The following is a 19,386-nucleotide window of genomic DNA, read 5'->3' as shown; positions in this document are numbered from 1 at the left end:
GCCACCTACGTATTACCGCGGCTGCTGGCACGTAGTTAGCCGTGGCTTTCTGGTTAGGTACCGTCAAGGTACCGCCCTATTCGAACGGTACTTGTTCTTCCCTAACAACAGAGTTTTACGATCCGAAAACCTTCATCACTCACGCGGCGTTGCTCCGTCAGACTTTCGTCCATTGCGGAAGATTCCCTACTGCTGCCTCCCGTAGGAGTCTGGGCCGTGTCTCAGTCCCAGTGTGGCCGATCACCCTCTCAGGTCGGCTACGCATCGTCGCCTTGGTGAGCCGTTACCTCACCAACTAGCTAATGCGCCGCGGGTCCATCTGTAAGTGATAGCTAAAAGCCACCTTTCAACATTTCCTCATGCGARGAAATGAGTTATCCGGTATTAGCCCCGGTTTCCCGGAGTTATCCCAGTCTTACAGGCAGGTTACCCACGTGTTACTCACCCGTCCGCCGCTGAYTGATGGGAGCAAGCTCCCATCARTCCGCTCGACTTGCATGTATTAGGCACGCCGCCAGCGTTCGTCCTGAGCCAGGATCAAACTCTCCGATAAAAGTTTGAATAGCTCTTTAAAAATAAATCTAGAATTAACGTTGACGTATTGTCTTGTTTTGTTCAGTTTTCAAGGTTCAAGACTTGTCCGCTCCGCTCCGAAGCGACTTTACTAATATAACATATCTTCTATTCTCGCGTCAACAACTTTTTTCATTTGTTTTTTTCGAAATGATGTTTGCTGCATCAGCGACGTTTATAAATATAACATGCTGTTAATGTTATTGCAATATATTTTTAAGTAAAACTTTAAAAACTTAATCAATCACTTCTGTTGTTCTGTTTAACAGTAAACCTTCATATACATTATTACTACGCATTCCTGAAAGGAGATTAATTAATCATGCTTTCTAACGTCGCATTATCTCTATCCTTCATCATGGCTGTGTATCTGTTTGCGTATTCATATGTACAAGCTCTTAAGATAAGTGAAAGCACTACACCTGTAAGAGGAATGACCTTCATCTTTTCAGTCGTCATGGCGTTTATATTTTCTGGTTTTACATACGTATTTTCTTAAAGAGGCTCTGGTAAAGTGAAAAAGTAAAAAGGAGTAAAGGAGCCGTCACTCCTTTACTCCTTTTTACTGCAGTTCCAGTAGCAACCCTTCTTCCTGGTACGACTCACCACCAATCGTTAATACCTCTTCCTTAATGAGTGTAGGTTTTAAGGCATAATAGAAATGTTTCGATGGATTCTCCTTCAGCACCCAGATCCACATAGAGTTGTATCCTCGTTTTTTAAGACCTGTAGCGGCAATTCCGAAGAGCTCTTTCCCGATGCCTTTACCTTGGTATTCTTCTAGAAGATAAATGGCATACAATTCCCCTTCGTATTCCCCAGAACGCTCTTTCCCAAATGAAACAAAGCCAATGATTTCCCCATCATCTACTTCACATACATACGTATGATGAGATCCGGACAGGATTTGTACCCACTTTTGTTCTCTTTCTTCAATTGATAAAGACTGAAGATATTCTTCTGAAACGATTCCTTTGTACGTCGTTCTCCAGCTATTGATGTGTACGGATGCTAACCCGGGAGAGTCTTGAAGGTTTGCCTTTCTAATGCGGAAGTTCTTCATTCTTTTTCACCTCGTTGACTTTTTGGACTATCTTTTTTAATTTCCTTTCTTCTATTAAGAAGAAGGTAACGCCGATGATAATAACAAGACCTCCAACCACTTGAGTCATCATCACTTTTTCAGCTAAGAGCCAATAAGCAAGGATTGAAGCGCCTATTGGTTCAAAGAGAATGGCCATCGAGATGGTTGAGGTGCTTAACCACTTCAGGGACCAATTGAATAATGAATGACCTAATAGTGTCGGGATAATGGCAAGTAATAGAAAGTAGATCCAATCCTCTTTCGGATATGGCCCAAGGCTTTCGGAACGCATTATGACATATAAGAATAAAACGACTGAGCTTATCGCATAGACCAAGTACGTGTAGGTAATGAGGGATAGTCGTTTCCTTATTGTCTGCCCGAATAACAGGTATCCTGTTACAAGAGCGCACGCCACCAAGGCTAAAATATCTCCCCATAGCGCGCTTCCGCTTATTTTAAAATCTCCCCAGCTTATGATGAAACTCCCACTAACAGCTAAAACCGCCGAGATGATGGCTCTCCCTGTTATTTTTTCCTGAAAGAACAAGTAAGCCCCGATAAAAGCGAATAATGGCTGCAATGTAACGAGTACTGTTGAGCTGGCAACAGAAGTATAATTTAAGGATTCAAACCAGAGTATGAAATGAAAGGCCAGAAAGACCCCGGCTAAAATTGAAAACATCCAATCTCTTAGAGTAATAACTTTCAGTTCCCTCACATACTTTAAGAAAAATACAGGGGACATTAATAAAACTGTGAAAAACAACCGATAAAAGGCCAAAACACCTGCTGGTGCACTCGATACCTTTACCAGGATGGCAGAGGTTGATACTGAGATGACTCCGATTGCGAGTAAAAGGTACGGATTAAACTTCGTGTCCGACATGACAAACCTCCTGATATGTATTCTTTGCTCCTATTTTATAATCAGCAGGGTTAAATTACTACATGAATTTTCAGGGATATTCGTTGAACTGGAGGGGGCTTGATGGAACTATTAGATACGACATTTATGATAAAGCTGGGTGTATCTGCGATATTAGGGTTAATTATTGGGCTGGAGAGAGAACTAAAGCGAAAGCCTGTAGGTTTAAAGACGTCTCTCGTTATATGTATCGTGAGCTGTTTATTAACAATTGTCTCTATTGAGTCTGCTTATATTTCCGAGGGATCGGATAAAGTAAACATCACGATGGATCCATTGCGACTGGCAGCTCAGATTGTTTCAGGGATTGGCTTCTTAGGGGCAGGTGTCATTTTACGAAGAGGAAATGACAGCATTTCCGGGTTAACGACTGCAGCTATGATCTGGGGAGCGGCAGGAATCGGAATTGCTGTTGGAGCGGGCTTCTACATGGAAGCTACGGCTGGTGTGATCCTCTTGATTGTCTCCGTTGAAGTGGTGCCGATTATCATTACGTATCTAGGACCGAAACGATTGCGGGAAAAAGAGCTGTCCCTGCGTGCTATCATCTTGGAGAAAAAAGAGATCAAATCGATTATTGAACAAATTAAAGCTGAGGAAATTTCTATTGAAAATATCCGGATTAAAGACTTAAAAAATCAGCAGCACCTTTTGGAATTGAAAATCATTGTGGACTTCAGAAAAAAGACGGTAGACATTTACTATACGATTTCAGAAATCGAAGGGATAAAAGATGTAGAAATTGAAAGCTTATAAAAGTTAAGGAATGAGGATGAATGAACACCCTCGTTCCTTAATTTTTATTTTTTGTGAAGCTGGAACTTTTTCACATACTCTAAATCTTGGACAACTTCCAGTACTTCATTAAACTGAAGGGCACTTGGAGTTAATATAAGAAGGGAATATTTAAAGGCATCCATCCCCTCCATTTCATCTCCTTCTTCAATTTGGTATTGAGTGATCTCGATTCCATGATCATGAAGTGCGTCATTTATAGACGTGATATTACCCTCCCCCTTTTGCACGATCAGACTAAGGAGTAGGAGCTTCTTATGCTTCACTTTTTCCTTATAAAAGCTTTCCAGGTTGTTCAAGAAAAATAACGTCACGACGATTATCAGTGTTGTAAAGATGGCTAAATAATACATCCCGATGCCGACTACCAACCCTAAGCCTGCAACAACCCAAATACTGGCGGCAGTGGTTAAGCCTCTAACCGTCACACCTCCATGGACCATAATCGTTCCCGCACCAAGAAAGCCGATTCCGGAAATGACATAGGAAGGAATCCGACTTGGATCAAAACCAACTAATTGAGGGTGTTCGTCTAAAAACGGTTCAAATCCATATAGGGAAACAAGCATTAATAAACAGGAGCCGACACCCACAAGAATATGAGTGCGTAAACCAGCTGGATGATTTTTAAATTCCCTCTCTATACCAATTAAGCCGCTCAGTAGAACGATTAACATAATACGAATAAGAGCAGTGTAAAACTCATCTGGAATCTCCAGAAATTCTATCATCTCCATTGCCTTTCCCCTCCCCATCATCTATCTATACTTTTTACCTGGAATGAACCTTTTAAAACTCAAAAATCAAAAAACCAGGTGGAGATCACCTGGTTCTTTCATGAATCATTTAATCGGTTTCTTTAATAACCCAACCATCACGGCTGTAATGACAGAACCAATCAGTACTGCTAACAGATATAAGAACGGATTCCCTTCTACTACCGGGAATACGAATAATCCACCGTGGGGGGCAGGTAAACCAATCCCAAAGAACATCGCTAGCGCTCCTGCAACCGCTGAACCTGTCACAATAGAAGGGATGACCCGAAATGGATCGGCTGCAGCAAACGGAATAGCTCCTTCAGTAATAAAAGATGCTCCCATAAAATAAGCCGCGAACCCCGCTTTTCGCTCATTATCATTGAACTTCTTCTTGAATATTGTCGTTGCCAGGGCCAGGCCTAATGGCGGTACCATACCTCCGGCCATAATGGCAGCATGGGGAGCAAGGTTTCCTCCTTCAATCATGGCAATGCCGAAAGTAAAGGCCGCTTTGTTGATCGGACCTCCCATGTCGATTGCCATCATTCCCCCAAGAACAAGTCCGAGTAAAATCAGGTTCCCTGTTCCTAATCCATCCAACCAGTTTTGTATACCCGTGTTGACTGCACTTAGAGGCTCCACCAAGAACTGAAGCATGATGAATCCAGTAATGAAAATTCCCAGTAGCGGATAGATCAATACCGGTTTGATCCCTTCTAATGAAGGAGGGAAATTGTTTGTTAAACGCTTGATTCCGAGAACTACATAACCTGCTAAGAAACCGGCAATAATTCCACCCAAGAATCCACTTTGACCAGTTGCAGCAATCAATCCACCCACCATACCAGGGGCAAATCCAGGTCGATCCGATATACTCATGGCAATGAATCCCGCTAAAACAGGAACCATTAAGTAGAAGGCATTATCTCCGCCGATTTTCATTAACATGGCGGCAAATTCATTGTACTCAGGAGAATCAGGATTGGCTGACTGAATGCCGAATAAGAACGAGATCGCAATCAGGATACCTCCACCTACAACGAATGGAAGCATGTTAGAAACACCATTCATCAGATGCTTGTAAAAGCCTGTCTTTTGTTTTTTCTCAAGACCAGCCCCAGTCTCACCAGATTGCTCTCTACCTTTATATAGAGGAGCATCTTGTTTCATAGCCTGATTCAATAATTCTTCAGGACGTCTAATCGCTTCTGCCACAGGAACTTCAATCACATGCTTTCCTTTAAAACGATTCACTTCCACTTTAGTATCGGCAGCTACGATTATAGCTACGGCGTTTTCAATTTCTTCAGAAGTTAAGACGTTCTTTGCTCCACCAGAACCATTCGTCTCTACTTTTAGATTCACACCAATTTCTTTCGCTTTGGCTTTCAAAGCATCTGCCGCCATATACGTATGAGCAATCCCTGTAGGACATGCTGTTACAGCCAGGACCTTTCCTTCGTTTGTGGAAGTTTCAGCAGGAATCTCTTCCTCGTCCTCCCGATCATGAACATTAATAATCTCTAAAACTTCTTCTTTTGATGAAGCATTTACTAACGCTTTGCGGACCTCGGAGTCCATCAGCATTGAAGAAAGACGGCTTAATGCTTCAAGATGTGTTTGATTGGCCCCTTCTGTTGCTGCAATCATGAAGAACAAATGAGCAGGAGCCCCATCGAGAGATTCATAGTCTACTCCTTGTGCTGATTTGCCAAATGCAATCGCAGGTGCTTTAACGGCCGATGTTTTCGCGTGAGGAATAGCGATCCCTTCCCCAATACCCGTTGTACTTTGTGCTTCACGGTTAAGAATCGCTTGCTTGAATTCTTTAGGATCCTCTAGCTTCCCACTTTTATCTAATACGGAAACCAATTCGTCAATAACTCCAGTTTTTGATGTAGAAGATATATTAATCTGAATTGTATCTTTCGTTAGTAATTCAGTAATTCTCATGTTTGTTCCCCCCTATTTTTTCGTAATCTGAATTTCTTCAAATAAGCTTTCCACTTTTTCCAATGAGCAAAGACCGATTGAATAAGCCGTGGCAGATCCAGCCGAGGTTCCTAAGCGGAATGCATCCTCAACGCTCCAGCCCCTTGATAGTCCCGCAAGAAATCCGGCAACGGTAGAATCTCCTGCACCGACCGAGCTTTGCAACTCTCCACTTGGTACGGAAGAATACAAGACCTCTTTACCAGTCAGTAAGAGGGCACCCTTTTCCGCCATTGAAACCATCACGTTTTCAATCCCGTAATCTTTCAACTTCTTTCCGTAGTGAACCGCATCATCAACTGACTCAATCTTCACACCAAACATCTCCCCCAGCTCATGATGATTCGGTTTGATCAAGAAGGGATTCAAGGAAAGAACTGGTTGAATCAAGTTCTTCTCGGCATCGATAATCACTTTCGTTCCTTGTTCCTTACATTGTGCAACAATCTGCTGGTAAAATGATTTTGGCACCGATCCAGGTATACTCCCCGCCAGAACGATCATGTCTTCTTCTGTTAATGAAGATATCTGCCCAAGTAACTGTTGTATATGCTCCACGCGAATCGATGGTCCACTACCGTTGATTTCCGTTTCATCATCAGACTTTACCTTTACGTTAATCCGTGAAGCTTCTTCAACTTCTACAAAGTCATTTTGTATTTTTTCTTTCTTTAAAAATTGTTTAATGTACTCACCAGTAAATCCTCCTGCAAATCCAAGAGCAACGCTTTCTACATTCAGTACATGCAAAACACGGGAGACATTGATTCCTTTACCTCCGGGAAATGCACTTTCTTTCTCACTTCGGTTTAGACCGCCTTTTTGAAAGGAGTCAAGTTCCATAATGTAATCGACAGAAGGGTTAAGTGTTAAGGTATATATCATGGTGTCACAACCTTTATCGTAGTTTGTTTCATCATTGCCATGTCATGTTCGCCGTCCAGTGCGTTCGTTATAATCATGGCTTTATCGAGATCCACTATTTTGCTAAATGCAATTTCTCCAAACTTGGAGTCATCCGTTAAGAACATGGCTTCTCTTGATAATTCAATGGCCACGCGCTTTACTTGAGCCTCCTCGGGATCCGGAGTCGTGAATCCATATTGAGCATGAACCCCGTTCGCCCCCATAAATGCTTTATCAAATCGATATTGGCGTAAGGATTCCACCGCTCCACTTCCGACCATCGCTCTTGTCACCGGCTTTACGTATCCGCCGATCATATACGTTTTAAATCCTTTTTGAATAAGTGCGTCCACATGGGTTAATCCATTCGTCACAACCACAATATCCATTTCCGGAAGATGGTCGATGAGACTCAATGTCGTTGTACCGGCGTCCAAAAAGATGCAATCGCCCTCTTCTACCAGGGAAGCAGCATATTGACCAATGGATTGCTTTTCATGAAAGCTTTTGGATGATTTTTCAGAAACGCTCAATTCCTTCAGTTTCCCTTGAAGCCTCGCAGCCCCACCATGTATACGTTTCAGAAATTTCTCTTGCTCGAGCTGTGTTAAGTCCCGGCGAATCGTTGACTCAGAAGCGTTCGTAACATCCACAATCTCTTGGATTTTTATCGCATCTTTCTCCTTCAATAAGTCTAAGATGATTCGATGTCGTTCCTCCGTTAACATAGCATTCTCCTACTTTCTCCGTTTCTTGTTACTTTCATTATAATGAGAACGGTTACAAAAATCAATCATTTTTAACCGAAAGTAATCATTTTCTATCATAAAACATTCAAAAACGATCAGATGTTTATCTTTTAATAACAATGTACCTTTGGCAAAGATTGTTGTTTTTTAACCAAAAGTCTGCTTCGGCTCTGTCAATTAGTATGTGTTGGATGGTGAGGGGAACTGCTTCGCTTTCCGCGGACGTTCGGCCGAGCCTCCTCAGCTTCGCTTCCGGGGTCTCGGCACGCCCGTATTTCCGCAGGAGTCTACGCAGTTCCCCTCACCATCTATAAGAGAATTTCGTGACAGAGCTTAAAGGTTACAATAGAAAAGGGATCACTACTCTCTTTACAAGTAGTTATATACCCGGTGAGATAATAGGACATTCTATAGATAAGATTGTTTGAACTTATTTTTTGTCATTCAAGGTCCCATATGCCTTGGGGATTGCTGCTCCATACAAAGACAAACAATACGAACTTTTTTGTGTTGATTTTCTATACGTTTATTTGCAGTAAGAATGTAATAGCACAGAGTGGATTGTAGCGGAAGGCACTTGACTCCTGCGGGAGATAGAGGAAAGGTCGAGACCCCGCAGGGCAATGCCCGAGGAGGCTTGACTTCCTCCCCGCGGAAAGCAAGTGCCTGGAGCGGAAAGGAACGGTCCATGTTTTTCTCTGTGTAAATAGCAACAATGTTTACGAAAGAGTAAACAACAAAAAAAACAAGCTCCATCTCACCAAAATAGGTGGATAGAGCTTGCTTAAAGTTACTTATTTTATTCGTGGTTTTCTTCTTGTGAAGCTTCAGGATCTTCTGAGCTCTTTGGATTTGGATTATTATACTGATAATCTGAACGATCTATCGGTTTATATCCTTCAGGTTTATAGAAGCGAAGTAGATCTTCATAAACCACTTTATCGGAAAACTCTAAACGCTTGTTTGCTTCCTTACTTGCTTCTTCACATACATTGTTTCCTTCTTCTACAGGTTGACCTGTTTCGTTATCGTAGCAGACACCTTTAATTTCAGAGTACTTATCTGTAATGACATCACCATTACGGAAAGGTACGATTTGCTTGCGCTCTTCAGAAAGCAGGTCCTGACCAAAGCTTAGATAATCTTTTGTCTCTTCTCCGAGAAGGTGCATAATTGTAGGGCGCAGATCAATCTGTCCACCATACGTATTGTTAACTCCACCTTCTGCACCAGAGTTAAGAATGAACAATGGTACACGTTGTAGCTGAGCACTTTCAAAGTTGTTGACCTCTTTGCCAAGTACTTCAGACATCGCTTTATTATGGTTATCAGAAATTCCATAGTGATCACCATAAAGAACGATCATCGTATTTTCATATAAACCTTTTTCTTTTAAATCATTCACAAAGTCTTCCAATACTTGATCCATGTAATGTGACGTTTGGAAATATCGGTCCACTACACCGTTACCTGTTTCACCCTGAGGGAAATTAGCATCTTCCTCGTGGCGGTCAAACGGGAAGTGATTGGATAACGTAATGAATTTTGTGTAAAACGGTTGTTTTAAGCTTTCCAGCATCGGAATTGAATCTTCGAAGAACGGTTTATCCTTTAACCCATAAGGAAGCTGTTCTTCTGGATTACTCATATCATAATACGTTGCATCGAAAAATTCGTCATACCCCATTGAACGGTACATCTCAGAACGGTTCCAGAATGTTTTGTAGTTACCGTGGAATACCGCTGAAGTATATCCTTTTCCCTTTAGAATCGAAGGAGCTGATTGATACGTGTTGTTAGCATGTGTCATGAATACAGCACCTTGAGGAAGAGGGAATAATGAGTTTTCAATAATAAACTCTGAATCAGATGTTTTCCCTTGACCTGTTTGATGGAAGAAGTTACCAAAGTACATCGCTTCTTTACTATCCACTAAAGAGTTCAAGAATGGTGTAACTTCCTCTCCATTTAACTCTCTGCCAATCATAAATGTTTGCAGTGATTCCATGGAGATGTAGATAACGTTTTTCCCTTTTGCTTTACCGAAGTATTCAGGATTTGGCTCTACTTTATTTGCTTTTACGTAATTTTCAACTTCTGAAACTTCATTACTGTCGGCCATAGCACGTTTTGCAGACGTTTTAGAGTTTTGAACAATATCATAAATCGTAAAGTTGTGAGTTCCAAGATACTTCACCAGATAGTTACGGTCAAAACTGCGAGTCAATAATTCAGGACGATCAATGTTAGCTAACCCTAAGTTCAATAAGAACACAAGGACTGCAGATGTCATGACTGCAAATACTGAACGGAAACGCAATTTCTCCTGCGGCTTAACTTTCTTAAGAACCATTAATCCAATAATAATGAATAAATCTAAGAAATATAAAATATCAACCGGATTAATTAACTCAAGTGCACTGCCACCAAGACCATTATTCGTTTTTGCCTGTAAAATAACAGGTACTGTAATAAAGTCATTAAAGAATCGGTAATACACGACGTTCGCGTATAAAACGAAGGACATTAACAAATTAATAACGATAAACGCAATATATCGCCCTTTGCCTTTCCAGAATAACGCGAAGGCAAAGAATAATAAGGCAGAACTTAATGGGTTAAAAAATAAAAGAAAATGCTGAAGCGCATTTTGTATTCCAAGGTTAAATTCTGCTAAATATACGGCATAAGTCTTAATCCAAAATAGTATAACGACTGTAAAGAAGAACGATAACTTCCCAGTACGCATATCTTCAAACTGTCTTTTTAAGAAGTTCATGCTTCATCACCTTTTTAATTAGAATTTATTTAAAACATGTATGACTGAAAATTTATTAAGAAATTGTTTAGCAAATGTAAATTCATTTGAATCAACAACGAGTATTATAACAAAAAATAATTTCATGTGTATAACAATTTGTTGTGAATCGTAACAAAAATATTTCATGAAAATTCGACATTCCGTAACAAACAAGGCAGGAAAGCTTGAGCTGTCAAGGCTTTGTCCATCTTGAACGATTCGTGAACAACCCATACTTTCCCAATCTTGTGGATATATATACTAGAAATGTTAATAGTGTTCTCAGATTGTATACTCAGTGTAAACTTATTCCCCGAAATACTCTTATACAAACCTAAATGCACTATGAATTTTTCACCATGTTCTTTGTTTTCTTCCTCTATTATTATGCGCAAACCCTTCTACATTTTTATCTTTTCAAAGTCAGCCTGCACCGGTGCATTATTTCTTTCATCAAAGGGGTGAAAGGCAGCTTTGAATTTCCTTTTATAATACGAGTGGCCGCTCGTTGCCTGGACATACCCCTCTATCATCAATGAAACAGAGAGCATTGTGGCAGAAAAGAATAGAATCGGTGTCAGTGGAACCCATGGTGCTCCTTGAAGGTATCTGAAGGAATCCCCGATCAGTCCCGACCATTCGTAGGTGATGGATCTTGGAGGGTCTTTGATCATTTGATAGTCCACAGGAGTTCCCCCGAGGAAAAGGGTCAGTAATCCTAAATGAATAAAGATGATCAGTGTCTGCATGAATTGCTGTCCAAATACGATCACAAGCTTTTCTTTCATTCCGGGTAAAATATGTTTGAATATGATCCGCCATTTTCCCGCTCCAAGTGTTTTCGCACTCATGATGAATTCCTGTTTGTAGAGCATAGAGACTTCATTACCAAAAAGAGCTGACAATATGGGCACAATAAGGAAGGTCAAAATCAGTATTTCAATGATGAAGCGTTCTACGATAGAATTAGGAAACCCATCAAATGGTTCCCAAAGAATCGGTTCCAACAAAAAATAGGCAAGAATCGTTAAGGGGATGTAATGGAAGGAATCGATCCAGCCATTGATGTATTTCTTATACTTCACAAGAAATGTCCCGAGAATGAGTCCGATCGGGATCGCTAATAATACTCGTAGAAAGGCAATTACTAATGCGGTTAAAATCGTGTACTTTGCTCCGATGATGATTTTACCGACCATATCAAGCCCCTGTGGATCGGTTCCAAATGGAAATAGCCATTTGGGTGAAATCGGGGAGGATTCCACGACAACACCCTCAACACTAATGAAATACAATCTTCTTACTTCATTCCCCCACACCAACGAATACATAAAACTGGCCACGAGCATGAGGGCAATAAACGTAAACCCGATAAGAAATAATGGATTTTTCCAAACACTTTTCTTCATATTATATTTCCTCTCCCTTATTCGCTTTTTTAGAGAGAACAATTACTCCCACTGTGTAGAAGACAAACAAAGGAATGAAAATGGAAAGAACTGCAATCGTAAACATTTTCGGTTGCAACGTCGACATTAAGAAGCGGGTTATTCCGGAGATATTGAAAATCAGTTCCAGAACAAATAAATTAGAGAGCATAAACCAGATGGTCTTTTTTGACTGAAAGAACACGGAGATAACCGCATTCCTTAAAATATGAAAGGTCAAAATCACCAGTTTCCCGAGTCCAATGGATCGTGCCAATGTGACATAGTCTTTTCTTTCTTCAGTCTCAAATGAAAGAATAGAAATCCTGAACAACTGAACTGTTGGCAAAATCGCCAATACAAAGACAGGAAGTAGGAATGCGCGTTCATTGCCGACTGAGGCAATTTCAAAAAACAGGATGCCAGTTTGCTTATACAAGGAGAGTACAAACAACTGTGAAAGCAAAATTACCAGAACATCAGGCACCGATTCGAACAAATAAAAGATGAACTTGATCCGGTCTCTGTTTTTTTGAGAAAACAACATGGTGAGGATCGTGAGGAGAATACTTAAGGAGCTGGCCAGAAGAAAGGCAGAAAACAACACGAGTAACGAATAGGTGATCGGCTCCCATAAATAAGGAAACAAGTCTCGTTCCCTTTGGCCCCCGATAATGACATATGTTAAGTCCCCCGGGTGAAACAGGGCAGACACGATTTCCTTAATGGACTGCCAATATGCCTGCAACCTTAATTCACGATGGCCTATGCCGGAAAGGAGAACGGGCAGTCCGCCTATAAAAATAATGCCTACTATAGATAAGAAAAATTTAAGTAAAATACCGCCAATACCCCTCAATGGATTGTCCTCCTGTTGGATTATTATTTTTAATAGTATCATAGATCACCGGAATTCATACATATTTTTCCTATTCATAAAAACAAAAAAATGACCGAAATCCTTTAAAGGACTCCGGTCATTTTAGATTTAGACTTTGGAAAAGCTCTTGGAACACAAACTGTTCGAAGCTTTTGCTATTGAATAATTCTGCGGGCAGTTACGTAATTTTCTTGATACCAGCTTCTATCCAGGTTTCGCTTAACTACCCCCACGCTTTTGCCGGCAGACATGATTACTTCATTGTTGCCTACGTAGATCGCGGTGTTAACTATTTTTCCATTACTTGAAGAATTCGAGAAGAACACTAAATCGCCTTTCTCCAATTGGGATTTGCTGACGCTTTGGCCTTTTGTTGCTTGACCTGCTGCCGTTTTATCCTGAAGATCGATTCCGTTCTGTTTAAATACATAATAAGCAAGTCCCGCACTGTTGAAGCTCATTGTACTTTCATCATAAGAATACCCATATTGAGCCTTACCCATTAGATCTTCAGCCAGGCTTGATACTTCTGTGCCTTTATCTTGAGCAGGGGCAGGCTTGTCTTCCGTGTTCTCCGGTTTTTCCTCAGGTTGAACATCAGTCTCTGTTTCAGGTTTTTCCTGAGGGACAGAAGGTGCTTCAGGTTCTGTCGTTTCAGGTTGATCTTCTGTATCAGCCGCTTTCACATCAATCACCCGGCGAGCTGTAACATAATGTTCGTCGTAGTAGCCGTTAAGAATGACGCTCTTCTTGATGCCTGATTGAGAACCGGCAGCGTGGACGATTTGATCATTCCCGGCATAAACACCTACATGAACAATCTTTCCGTTACTTGAATTATTTGAAAGGAACACAAGGTCACCTTTTTGAAGGTCTTGACGTTTAACCGGTTCACCCAGTTTTGATTGTTCACTGGCTGTTTTTGATTTAAGGTCGATTCCTACTTGCTTAAACGAATAATAAGTCATTCCTGCACCATTGAATGTCAAGGTTTCTTCATTATAAGGCGTGCCATAGGAAGCTTTTCCAATTAAACCTTCCGCAATTTCAACTACCTTTTCCCCAGTTGATGAAGCTGCTTGATCAAACATAAAGGAAGGAAGTACACGGCGTGCTGTTTTATAGTTTTTCTGATAATATTCTTTTCCGTCTAAGTCTGAGATAAGAATATCATTCTCTTCGTCTGCCATATGAATGATCTTGTTATCGCCTATATATATTCCATTATGAGTCACAGGATCATTATCATTCGGATTTGAGTCAAAGAAAACAATGTCTCCCTTTTGAAGCTGATCCTTTGGTACATACTCACCTAATTGAGCCTGTACGTTTGTATCTCTTGTTGCAAGGTCAATACCATTCTGTTTGAAGGCATAGTAAATGAATCCACTGCAGCCAAATTGATGTGGCGGATTATAAACATACCTTTCGTATGTTGCTTTACCTATTAAACTCTTTGCAGTCGATATGATATTATCAGCTTTCTGCTCTACCTCAGCTTGTTGGGGAGCTGTTGCTGCATTTGCTTGCTGCACAAGCGGAATAGACACAGAGCTGAACGTCAAAGCAACTGTGCAAACCGCTGTTGTCATTAATTTCTTCATGTTTCTACCTCCTGTGAATAAAGTGAAATTTTCTAATAATTATCCACAGAAAGTATAACATTGATTTTCACCCAAAAATGGATGTAATAATTGCCAAGGAAACATTGTCATACATACAGGGGTAAGTGAATAGGTCTTTGTTCTCATCCATTTATTCTTTCATTTTAAAAGACCTAGCAAGCCCTATTAATTCTGTATCCATCATAGAACCCTTAACTAAAAGAATGGTTTTTTCATCTAGCAGACTTTCAACATACTCCTTTACAAGAACGACAGAAGCTGTTGTATACACTCTTCCTTTAAACCCATATTTTTTCGCCTGATTTGCTAAATGCATTGTATTTTCCCCGACTGCAATTAAGATATCGATTTTTGTAGAGGCAATTAATTTTCCTAAATCATGATAAATTTCCCTTACATGACTTCCTAAATAGGCAATATCACCTAATAACAAAGCGTTTGTTTTATTTTTTCCCAGAGTTTCCAATACTTGAATGGCTGCTGCGACTGATGTGGGATTTGAACTCCACGTGTCATCGATGATCACAGAGGCATTGATGCCCTCTTCAACCTGGAGATGCCGTTCCAGATTTTCAAAAGCCCTCAATCGTATCACTGCCTTCGTAAGGTTCAACCCGATTTTATGGGCTGCTGCAAGAGCAAACAGCGCATTGTAAATCTGATGCTCACCATATCCCGGTAAATAGGTTCTATAAGTCTTCTCTTTATGGTGCAAAGTAAATGACATTGCGTTCTTTTTGTAAACAATATCACTTGCCCTATAATCAGCACTTTCACTTGTTCCACAATAAATGATATCGCCGGTGAAACCTGTGAGAGATATTTTTTTTGTGTTTTCATCCTCGCTGTTTAGGATAAGAGTGCCACCTTTCCTGACTCCTGATACGATCTCGGATTTTGCTTTAATATACCCGTTTAACGTCCTGCACTTATCCAAATGATCGACACCGATCGTCGTAATGATTCCAATCGTGGGCTGAAACACCTTGCAATGATAGTGTAGATTGCCCGGACCGTTCAGACCCGTTTCAAACACGGCAGCATCTATATTTTCATCGATTCCCATGAGATATTGGAAGGATTTCCTGGTGGAATTCCTGCTTCTGATGGTGGATTGAATGGAGTGTGTGGAGGATAAAAGGTGGGAAAGCATTTCTTTGGTAGTGGTTTTTCCACAAGTACCTGTAACCGCGACGATCGGCAGTTCAAATAAATGCCGGTAATACCGGGTAAAAGCCCAAAAGGCGTCATCTGCATTTTGAACCCTTATCATACCGGCAGCTCCTATATTCTTCATTTCTTCATCGTTTTTATCGGTTACGATGATATAAGGTGAATATCTTTTGACCTTATTAATGTGAAAGGCTTTACGTCTCTTTAAAAAAATTAACGTATGTTTCTCTTTTATTCTGTGTAAGTGTGAAACCATTGCATCCTTCACGATGAAATTTTCATCACCGTATATGAGCTCTCCGTTCATCACACCGATCAATTCTTTCAGTGGCAGAGGTTTCATTGTCTCACTCCTGTCCTAAGGTTATCGTTCATCATGATGCTTCCTTTCCATTTCACCTTTCTTGATAATTTGTTCTTTAAGGCCCATTAGATCAATATCTGTATTTGAACACTTAAACAAACATAAACTATCAGGCGATAATAAAGAGCTGACCTTTTGATAGACGTCATGTATATTTAAATATGGGTATACTTGGATATGCGTGTTTTTTTGCGTTACTCTTTCAGCTACTCTTTTAGCGTTATGTCCATAGGTGATCAGAACATCTATGTCTTGTTCCGAGATCATCTCCCCAACTTCTAAATGAGTTTTTATCGTATGATCTCCCAAGCGGCCGATATCTCCAATCAACACAATCTTCTTCTGGTTGTACGCAATGGATTGCAGAACTTTCAATGCTTCTTTTAATGCCCCGGGAGTTAAACTCCATGAATCATCAATGATGGTAGAATCATTGATCCCCTGCTTCACTTGTAAGTGTTTTTCCAGTACATTTAACGATTGTAATGCGTTGATGGCATTGGTGATATCCACACCAACATCCAGTACAGCCCCTATAGCTGCCAATGCATTATAAGCCTGATGCTCACCGAGACAAGGCAGAACCACGGGATATTGTTTATATTCATAAGTGACCGTGAATTTGGTTTGACTTGAATCCATTTTAATATTAGTAGCTCTCAAATCTGTCCCTGCAGATTTCCCAAAGGAAACCAGCTTCCCCTTGTAGTCTTTTAATGGAAGTGTTGCTATATTTTCATCGTCTCCATTTACCAGTAAAGTCCCTTTATTCTTTAAACCCTCAATAATTTCTCCCTTTGCCATAGCATAATTTTCCAACGTTTTACATTTATCCAAATGAAAAATTCCTATGTTCGTGATAATTCCGATGGTAGGCTGGAAAATATCACAATGATATCGAAGATTCCCGGGAGCCCCCAAGCCGGTTTCGAATACACCTACTTCTGTATTCTCATCGATTCCCATCAGATATTCGAAGGACTTCCTGGGCGCATTTCTGCTTCTTACAGTGGACTGAACGGAATACTGCTTTTTCAAAATATGAACAATCATGTCCTTTGTCGTTGTTTTACCATTCGTTCCAGTAATGGCAATAACGGGAATGCTGAATAAGCTTCTATAAAATTCAGCAAATGCAAATATGGCCCTTCTGATATTTTCCACCTCAATCACCGCAAAGGCTTCCTGATATTTCTCCCTGCTATTCCTTGCATCACTAATGATGACAAAGGGTTCCAGATGTTGTATTTTTTCATAGTTGAATGGCTTCCTTCTATCTAAAAAGATCATTGTGTGGCTCTGAATGATGGGATGGAGATGATAAATGACTGCGTCTTTCACCACTACACCCTTTGAACCATGAACCAAGCGCCCTCCCACCACCTCTATTACTTCCTTTAGTTGTAAACGTTTCACCATTCACCCCTCCCTTTCCATTCTTACTCAGATTCCATCAAGCGTTTTCTTAATCTCATCAAGGGTCTACTGCCGGCCCGGCACTTCACCAATACGTATGTGTCTTCATCAAGATGATTCAAAATCGTTTTATCCATCCCTTTTATACTGGTAAAAGGATACACGATGATATCTTGACTCTCCTTTGCTGCCTGCTCCGCTATATACTGCGCTTTCTTTCCATACGTGATCAGGACATCAATGCCACATTCCACCACGTATTTTCCGATTTGCTTGTGTACATCCTTTGTTTCTGCGCCAAGCCTTTCGATATTTCCAAGAAGAGCAACCCGTTTCTTACCTTTTCCGATAATAGAAAGTGTTTTAATAGCTTCTCTTAAAGAGGTAGGGTTGACGTTCCACGTATCATCGATGATGGTAGAACCTTTCCGTCCTTTACGCAGTTCAAAATGTCTTTCAATATTTTTAAAGCTACTTAACCTTCTGATTCCCATTTCAATGTCTTCCCCGAGCTCCATCGCTGCCCGTAAAGCAGCCAATCCATTGTAGACGTGATGCTCCCCGATTTCAGGGATAAAGGCAGGGTATTCTTTGCCGTTTGCCTGTAAGGTGAAACGGGTTCCTTCTTCACTGATGGATATTGAGGTTCCCCTGAAGTCGGAATGCTTATGGATACTGAAATAATGAACGGTTCCTTTATACTCCTCCAAGCTGATTTTAGAAATGTTCGGATCATCCGCATTTAAGAGTAGGGTGCCTTTATTCTGCAGTCCTTCAAGCATTTCCGCTTTTGCTGCAAGGTATCCTTCGAAGGTCTTGCAACGATCAAGATGGTAACTTCCGATGTTGGTAATGACCCCTATGTCCGGTTGATAAACGTTACAGTGATAGCGTAGATCACCCGGTCCGCCCAAGCCTGTTTCGAATATCCCGAAGTCTGTGCTTTCATTTATCTTCATCAGGTATTCAAAAGACCTATGGGGGGCGTTATCATTCCACTCCGTTGAAGTAACAGAATGATTCTCCTCCATAATATGTGTGAGCATCTCCCGGGTCGTTGTTTTTCCGCATGTCCCTGTAATTGCAACAATCGGGAGTGAGCATATTTTCCGGTAGTAACTTACAAACTCCATAAAGGCCTCTCTTACACTTCCTACTTGAATGATGGTCAATCCCTCATCCCCGTTTACAACATCTTGATCATGATCTGTTATCACGGCACATGGAGCATTTCTGATCATTCTCTTCCATTTTTTCTCACTGATTGCCTTCCTTTTATCCATGAAAACCAGTGTATGACTCTTCTTTAGCTTATGCTGATGGAATATTACGGAATCATGGATATCCATATTTTCAGAACCGCTTACCAGCCTTCCATTCAATTGCCTTCTGATATCTCTTAATTTCAGCGTAATCATTTCGTTCCTCCTGCTCATCTAGTAATCTAATCTACAAACATCAAAACATCTGTATATTTCCTTGACCTGCTTTCTATTTTCTTAAAACCGTAAGATAAGAAGCACTCTAAAGACATTTTCGTACAGGAAGCTTTAATCTTTCTCACATTTAATTTCTTCACGTAGTTCAATCTCGTTTCAAAAAGTTTTCGATAGATGCCTCTCCGTCTGTATTCCCCCCGTACATAATCACTTTTAAATACCGCTTTTCCATGCTTCTCTCTTATATAACAAGAAACAAAGCCAGCCATCTCTCCATCCACTATTGCACAAAACCACACGGAGCCCGGTACGTCATTAACCCTCATTCCATCTTTACCAGCAAGTAGAATGAGAGGCTCCAGCTCCTTAAATGTAGATGTCTCAATCGATATATTCATGGGGATGCACCTCTTTCTAATCTGTTAATCCACTTATATGTATTAGTGTATGTACAAGTTTTCACTGAGGAAACGG

The 19,386-nt window shown here is 40.7% G+C and carries 16 protein-coding genes and 1 rRNA gene; 2 read left to right on the top strand and 15 right to left on the bottom strand.

Annotated elements, in window-relative coordinates; all coding sequences use genetic code 11:
• Positions 1–553, bottom strand: a 16S ribosomal RNA gene (locus F0342_RS20370); the annotation flags it as partial.
• Between the two features lie 342 nt (positions 554–895).
• Between F0342_RS20370 and F0342_RS25050 the strand changes: the two genes are divergently transcribed.
• Positions 896–1,072, top strand: coding sequence for a hypothetical protein (locus tag F0342_RS25050; protein ID WP_188048639.1), 177 nt, complete (start codon positions 896–898; stop codon positions 1,070–1,072).
• Positions 1,073–1,135: 63 nt separating this feature from the next.
• Here the strand turns inward: F0342_RS25050 and F0342_RS20365 are convergent, their stop codons facing one another.
• Positions 1,136–1,636: a GNAT family N-acetyltransferase gene (locus F0342_RS20365; RefSeq protein WP_149157671.1), complete on the bottom strand. Its 501-nt coding sequence runs from the start codon at positions 1,634–1,636 to the stop codon at positions 1,136–1,138.
• Positions 1,617–2,546, bottom strand: coding sequence for a DMT family transporter (locus F0342_RS20360; protein ID WP_149157670.1), 930 nt, complete (start codon positions 2,544–2,546; stop codon positions 1,617–1,619). The genes F0342_RS20365 and F0342_RS20360 overlap by 20 nt, the downstream gene beginning before the upstream one ends.
• 102 nt (positions 2,547–2,648) lie before the next feature.
• Here F0342_RS20360 and F0342_RS20355 point away from each other — a divergent pair, with 102 nt between their 5' ends.
• Positions 2,649–3,341, top strand: a complete 693-nt coding sequence (locus F0342_RS20355) for an MgtC/SapB family protein (protein ID WP_149157669.1) — start codon at positions 2,649–2,651, stop codon at positions 3,339–3,341.
• A gap of 44 nt (positions 3,342–3,385) precedes the next feature.
• Here the strand turns inward: F0342_RS20355 and F0342_RS20350 are convergent, their stop codons facing one another.
• The 12 genes from F0342_RS20350 to F0342_RS20295 form a co-directional block, all read right to left on the bottom strand.
• Positions 3,386–4,117 carry an MgtC/SapB family protein gene (locus F0342_RS20350; RefSeq protein ID WP_262481835.1) on the bottom strand — a complete coding sequence of 244 codons (732 nt, stop codon included), beginning with the start codon at positions 4,115–4,117 and terminating at the stop codon, positions 3,386–3,388.
• 105 nt (positions 4,118–4,222) lie between these two features.
• Entirely contained in the window at positions 4,223–6,094 is a 1,872-nt protein-coding gene (locus F0342_RS20345; RefSeq protein ID WP_149157668.1) for a PTS fructose transporter subunit IIABC, read from the bottom strand.
• A gap of 12 nt (positions 6,095–6,106) precedes the next feature.
• Positions 6,107–7,018 (bottom strand): 1-phosphofructokinase, encoded by a 912-nt coding sequence (gene pfkB, locus F0342_RS20340; protein ID WP_149157667.1) that lies wholly within the window; start codon positions 7,016–7,018, stop codon positions 6,107–6,109.
• The gene (locus F0342_RS20335; RefSeq protein ID WP_149157666.1) at positions 7,015–7,767 is read right to left on the bottom strand and encodes a DeoR/GlpR family DNA-binding transcription regulator; all 753 of its coding nucleotides are present in this window, start codon (positions 7,765–7,767) and stop codon (positions 7,015–7,017) included. The genes pfkB and F0342_RS20335 overlap by 4 nt, the downstream gene beginning before the upstream one ends.
• An 820-nt stretch (positions 7,768–8,587) precedes the next feature.
• A complete protein-coding gene (gene ltaS / locus F0342_RS20330) occupies positions 8,588–10,567 on the bottom strand; it encodes a lipoteichoic acid synthase (RefSeq protein ID WP_149157665.1) in 1,980 nt (659 codons plus the stop codon).
• A gap of 422 nt (positions 10,568–10,989) precedes the next feature.
• Positions 10,990–11,997 (bottom strand): ABC transporter permease, encoded by a 1,008-nt coding sequence (locus F0342_RS20325; RefSeq protein ID WP_149157664.1) that lies wholly within the window; start codon positions 11,995–11,997, stop codon positions 10,990–10,992.
• 1 nt (position 11,998) lies between these two features.
• Positions 11,999–12,874, bottom strand: a complete 876-nt coding sequence (locus F0342_RS20320; protein ID WP_188048638.1) for an ABC transporter permease subunit — start codon at positions 12,872–12,874, stop codon at positions 11,999–12,001.
• A 176-nt stretch (positions 12,875–13,050) separates the two neighbouring features.
• On the bottom strand, positions 13,051–14,499 hold the full coding sequence (locus tag F0342_RS20315) for a C40 family peptidase (RefSeq protein WP_149157662.1): 1,449 nt from the start codon (positions 14,497–14,499) through the stop codon (positions 13,051–13,053).
• Between the two features lie 151 nt (positions 14,500–14,650).
• Positions 14,651–16,036, bottom strand: a complete 1,386-nt coding sequence (locus F0342_RS20310) for a Mur ligase family protein (RefSeq protein ID WP_149157661.1) — start codon at positions 16,034–16,036, stop codon at positions 14,651–14,653.
• Positions 16,037–16,057: 21 nt separating this feature from the next.
• Positions 16,058–17,473, bottom strand: coding sequence for a Mur ligase family protein (locus F0342_RS20305; protein WP_188048637.1), 1,416 nt, complete (start codon positions 17,471–17,473; stop codon positions 16,058–16,060).
• 23 nt (positions 17,474–17,496) lie between these two features.
• On the bottom strand, positions 17,497–18,891 hold the full coding sequence (locus tag F0342_RS20300; protein WP_188048636.1) for a UDP-N-acetylmuramoyl-tripeptide--D-alanyl-D-alanine ligase: 1,395 nt from the start codon (positions 18,889–18,891) through the stop codon (positions 17,497–17,499).
• A 26-nt stretch (positions 18,892–18,917) separates the two neighbouring features.
• Entirely contained in the window at positions 18,918–19,310 is a 393-nt protein-coding gene (locus F0342_RS20295) for a GNAT family N-acetyltransferase (protein WP_149157658.1), read from the bottom strand.
• Between the last annotated feature and the right edge of the window lie 76 nt (positions 19,311–19,386).

Origin of the sequence: Bacillus sp. CH30_1T, from assembly GCF_008364765.1 — a bacterium.
Classification (GTDB): Bacteria; Bacillota; Bacilli; order Bacillales; family Bacillaceae_B; genus Rossellomorea.
Note: the sequence above shows the minus strand (reverse complement) of the source record. Positions and strands in the feature narration are given on the sequence as shown.

Coding starts and splice junctions, on each gene's coding strand:
- F0342_RS25050 (WP_188048639.1), top strand. CDS start 896: ATGCTTTCTAACGTCGCATTATCTCTATCCTTCATCATGGCTGTGTAT.
- F0342_RS20315 (WP_149157662.1), bottom strand. CDS start 14,499: ATGAAGAAATTAATGACAACAGCGGTTTGCACAGTTGCTTTGACGTTC.
- F0342_RS20310 (WP_149157661.1), bottom strand. CDS start 16,036: ATGAAACCTCTGCCACTGAAAGAATTGATCGGTGTGATGAACGGAGAG.
- F0342_RS20335 (WP_149157666.1), bottom strand. CDS start 7,767: ATGTTAACGGAGGAACGACATCGAATCATCTTAGACTTATTGAAGGAG.
- F0342_RS20295 (WP_149157658.1), bottom strand. CDS start 19,310: ATGAATATATCGATTGAGACATCTACATTTAAGGAGCTGGAGCCTCTC.
- F0342_RS20325 (WP_149157664.1), bottom strand. CDS start 11,997: ATGAAGAAAAGTGTTTGGAAAAATCCATTATTTCTTATCGGGTTTACG.
- F0342_RS20300 (WP_188048636.1), bottom strand. CDS start 18,891: ATGATTACGCTGAAATTAAGAGATATCAGAAGGCAATTGAATGGAAGG.
- F0342_RS20355 (WP_149157669.1), top strand. CDS start 2,649: ATGGAACTATTAGATACGACATTTATGATAAAGCTGGGTGTATCTGCG.
- F0342_RS20360 (WP_149157670.1), bottom strand. CDS start 2,546: ATGTCGGACACGAAGTTTAATCCGTACCTTTTACTCGCAATCGGAGTC.
- pfkB (WP_149157667.1), bottom strand. CDS start 7,018: ATGATATATACCTTAACACTTAACCCTTCTGTCGATTACATTATGGAA.
- F0342_RS20345 (WP_149157668.1), bottom strand. CDS start 6,094: ATGAGAATTACTGAATTACTAACGAAAGATACAATTCAGATTAATATA.
- F0342_RS20350 (WP_262481835.1), bottom strand. CDS start 4,117: ATGGAGATGATAGAATTTCTGGAGATTCCAGATGAGTTTTACACTGCT.
- ltaS (WP_149157665.1), bottom strand. CDS start 10,567: ATGAACTTCTTAAAAAGACAGTTTGAAGATATGCGTACTGGGAAGTTA.
- F0342_RS20365 (WP_149157671.1), bottom strand. CDS start 1,636: ATGAAGAACTTCCGCATTAGAAAGGCAAACCTTCAAGACTCTCCCGGG.